Annotated in this window: 3 protein-coding genes; all 3 read right to left on the bottom strand. The window is 41.3% G+C overall.

The window, feature by feature from the left end:
- The coding region (locus RAO94_07065) for a peptidylprolyl isomerase (GenBank protein ID MDP8322092.1) at nt 1–2,544 on the bottom strand (2,544 nt) is incomplete at its 3' end.
- A gap of 157 nt (nt 2,545–2,701) precedes the next feature.
- Entirely contained in the window at nt 2,702–3,232 is a 531-nt protein-coding gene (locus tag RAO94_07060) for a gamma carbonic anhydrase family protein (GenBank protein MDP8322091.1), read from the bottom strand.
- An 11-nt stretch (nt 3,233–3,243) separates the two neighbouring features.
- The coding region (locus RAO94_07055) for a ribonuclease HIII (protein MDP8322090.1) at nt 3,244–3,944 on the bottom strand (701 nt) is incomplete at its 5' end.

The following is a 3,944-nucleotide window of genomic DNA, read 5'->3' as shown; positions in this document are numbered from 1 at the left end:
CGGACTGTAATATCCCGCTTCATGATTTGTCATATCCTGGATCAATATCTGACTTTGCTCAAAACCGGGAATATCGCTGTTCAGACCCAGATTCATTTCCCTATGTATCCCACCCAGGAAATAGAGCAGAGAATCTGCTTCAGCTCCATTTTTCAGGTCAGTAATTATCGAGCGAATATATGTCTTCCCTTTTTCCAACTCATTTTCAGAGGCAAATATCTCTTTGATCTTGGATTTCGCTTCCGAATAGGTTAATTGCTTAGCCGCTTTCTTCTTCCGCATAAAAAGCACAGCGTATCCATTATCAACTTTTACAAGTTGGGTAAGTTTCTCATTCCAATACAATCTCATCAAAGCTGATCTATATTTCGCCAGGTTTCCTAACCCGGGAAAATCTTGTTCAAATTCCTGATATGGTGTCTTGAAAATATTTTCGGGTTCTGCATATCTGGCACAATCATTAAACGAAGACGTAGAATCAAATACTGCCTTTGCCTTGTTATATGCCAGAGAATCTGCTTTGTAAAACTTAAGCTCACTTTCAATCTGATCCTTCACCTCTTCAAGTGAATTATATCCTGCTGGTTTAGCCTGGTTTTTCCCGATTATCAGCCAGCCTATATCCGTCTTCAATGGTGCGCTATACATGCGCTCCGGCATATTACGGATCACCTTCTGCACTTCTTCCGGCAAAGACTGATATTCTATCATCCCATCCTTGAAAAAATAACTGGTATCTGAAAAACACCATTTCACCAGGTTATATTCAACTCCCTGACGCAGATAATTATATGCAAGTTCTGCTCTCTCACGGTCCAGACATACCAGGAAACTGCAATCCACAGCATCTTCATGAAAATATTTACCCAGATTGCGCTGATAATATTCTTCAATTTCCAGGCTATCCACGCTCACACTGTCAGGTTCCAGCTTATAAACCACTCCAGTCAGAGACACACTATCTCTGGTAGTAAGGTCTTTCTGATTCCTTTGATAATATTCCTCAATTACCTGCTCATCAGATTCGTTATCAGCTGCAGTAATAAAATACCCCAATTCCAGAAGATCATCAAATTCAGGTATATATCTGGGATAAATGGAACTCACCACAAAAAAGGATTCGATCCCATCGCCCGATGCCACTCCATATACCGTCCCAGATTTTACCATTTCCGTTATCTGCTGGTCAATTTCATCCTTGAAACCATATTTCTCCATATAAATAGTCTGTTTCACGCATTTCAATCCATTATCTTCTGCTACCCAGGCTAAGTAATCCTCGTTGAATAGGTATTTCTCTAACTCACTGACTATCTTCTGCTTATCCTTAGTCATAGGCCAATTCCGACCGTAGGCTCGCTCTGTGAGATCCACTCTGTTTACTATTAGAGCTGGAACTTTATAATCATCCAGATGATCATAAAAATATCGCCTGAATTCCTCCGCATTTTCCTGAAAATCCAGATCCCGGATATAATCCTGCCACACCCTTTGTTTCACATCTTCAAGCTCTACCTCAGCAGATCTTTTCTTCTCAATTAACCAGGTGATCAATAACCCGTCTGACATCTCCCGTGGTGCACTTACTTCACCCCACTGCATCTCCAGACCCTGTCTGATAATCTGTTTAGGAATTTGCCCGGTTGCTCCAGTAGATTTCACAAATCCCGTGGTGATCTTTGGATATCTTATCGGCAGATCTCGCTCAAGATATCTTTTCACCATTTGGGATTCTTCCCATGCCAAACGATGTTCTTCCTCAATTATTGCTTTCTCTCTCATTTCCTGATTGATTGCATCAGCCTGAAGCTGTAATTCCTCCATATCCACACTATCACCTTCAGCATATTCCGACAGCAACTCAAAAACTGTAATTTCCTGGATCTGCTTTGCTACATTCTCTTCTGCTATCCTGCGAAAATCAGCAAAGGGGATCTTGGTTAAACCCAGCTTAACCACCGGCTCTTCCATATATCTATTGCGATGATCCATAAAATATTTACGGGCCCCACCTGCTGTAAGCTGCGGAGAAATACTCACATCAGATAGATCAAACTGAGCATAACTAACATCTATTCTCACGTTTTCCAAAAAATATCGTTCCAGCAGTTCATCATCGGATTGCTCAAGACTCCGCATCACTAATGCCCTGGTCTTTTCTATCAGAATATCTTCATGCATCTCTGCCAGTATCTCCTGTATCCGTGGGCTTTCCTTATGTTCATTAAATTTTCCGTTATCAAACTTTCCCTCTGTCATAAACATCTCATGATCAGAAAAAGCATTGATAAATAATGCTTCAGTTTCCTCTTCACTCACTTCTATCCTCTGCTCCCTGCCATATAGCAGTAGTAGCTTCTCCTCGATCATATTATCCATAGCCTGCTGACGTCTCGTCACCAGATCAAGACTGTCAGGAAGTTCCGACATCTTCTCCTGAAATTCTGCGCCCTCAATCGGCAGATCCTCCACCCAGGCTATCGGCACACATAGCAAAATCCCTGCCAGCAGCAATATCAACCCTATTATCTTAAGTTTCAGCATTATATTACCTTATCCTCAATCTTATCCATATATTTTATTATCCTTCGCGTATATTTACCATATATTGCCAATGTTTTCATTCCTACTTATTATTCAAGATTTTTCTCCCATCTCTTCACTCTTCACTCTTCACTGTTCACTATTCACTCTTCACCCTTCAAGAATTAAGAAAACCATCTTTGAATTTAACATATAGTTCACTGTGATGATGCAGGTCGGCAACTTCAGCATCAGTCAACTGCCGGACAACTTTTGCAGGAGTTCCTATTATCATGCTGCGGGGCGGGAATTTCTTACCCATAGTGACAACTGAGCCGGCACCTACAATAGACTCTGAGCCAATAACAGCACCGTCAAGGATAGTGGCATTCATCCCGATCAGGGAATAATCTTCTATCGTGCAACCATGCAGCATAGCTTTATGCCCCACTGTCACGTAGTTTCCAATGATTGTGGGAAATCCGTCCGACATATCTGGCTTTGTGTAATGCGTTACATGAACTACAGCCAGATCCTGAATATTTGATCCTTTTCCAACTTTGATATAATGAATATCACCTCTTAGAACTGCTCCAAACCAGATCGATACATCTTCACCGAGTTCCACTCTGCCGATAACTTCCGCAGAATCAGCTATCCAGACACCTTTTGCCAGTTTGGGTGACCAGTCTTTGAATTTATGCAGCATTATAACATCCTCTATTTAATTTTATCATAATTTGTGAAATGGGTTTTTACATAATTGAACATACTCTTTTTGCCAATCTTATCCGCCAGTTGCTGAGCAGCGACATCCACATGACTTCCAGCTCCACGTGGTAATTTGAAATCCAGTTCCTCAGAAACGCGCTTGAACCAGCGGTTGAAATGGAAACGGGCGATTATGGAAGCAGCAGCGACAAATAAATCACTTTCAGCTTTGGTTTGAGCAATAAAATTGATAGCTTTCATTTCTTTAAGTGATGCCCTCATCCTGCCGTCAGTGGTAAATTTATCAATGAATGCACCTTCAGGATGATATTTCTGATCAAGATCAACAATGATACGGGAGTGCATCCAGGCAAGCAAGTCATTCAAGTTTTTGCCTTTTTGTTTTAGATCGGCATAGCGCTCATTATATTTTGCAGGTAATAGTGTGATGGCTTTTATCTGATCGAAATAGGCAGCATAAAGGCGTTTACCCACGGCTTCAATTTCAGTATCATTCATTTTTTTGCTGTCTTTCACACCTATCTGCTGCAAGTATGGTAATATTTTACGGTTTCCATAAAACCCGGCAGTTATGAGTGGACCGAAGAAATCACCTTTCCCGGATTCATCAGTGCCGATCCAGGTTTGCCATTTATGCTCTGTATCAGCTATGACCAGTGGTTTATTAAGGAGCATCGCCAGGGGATTAC

The sequence above is a fragment of the Candidatus Stygibacter australis genome (assembly GCA_030765845.1).
Lineage (GTDB): Bacteria > Cloacimonadota > Cloacimonadia > Cloacimonadales > TCS61 > Stygibacter > Stygibacter australis.
Note: the sequence above shows the minus strand (reverse complement) of the source record. Positions and strands in the feature narration are given on the sequence as shown.

Coding starts and splice junctions, on each gene's coding strand:
- RAO94_07060 (MDP8322091.1), bottom strand. CDS start 3,232: ATGCTGCATAAATTCAAAGACTGGTCACCCAAACTGGCAAAAGGTGTC.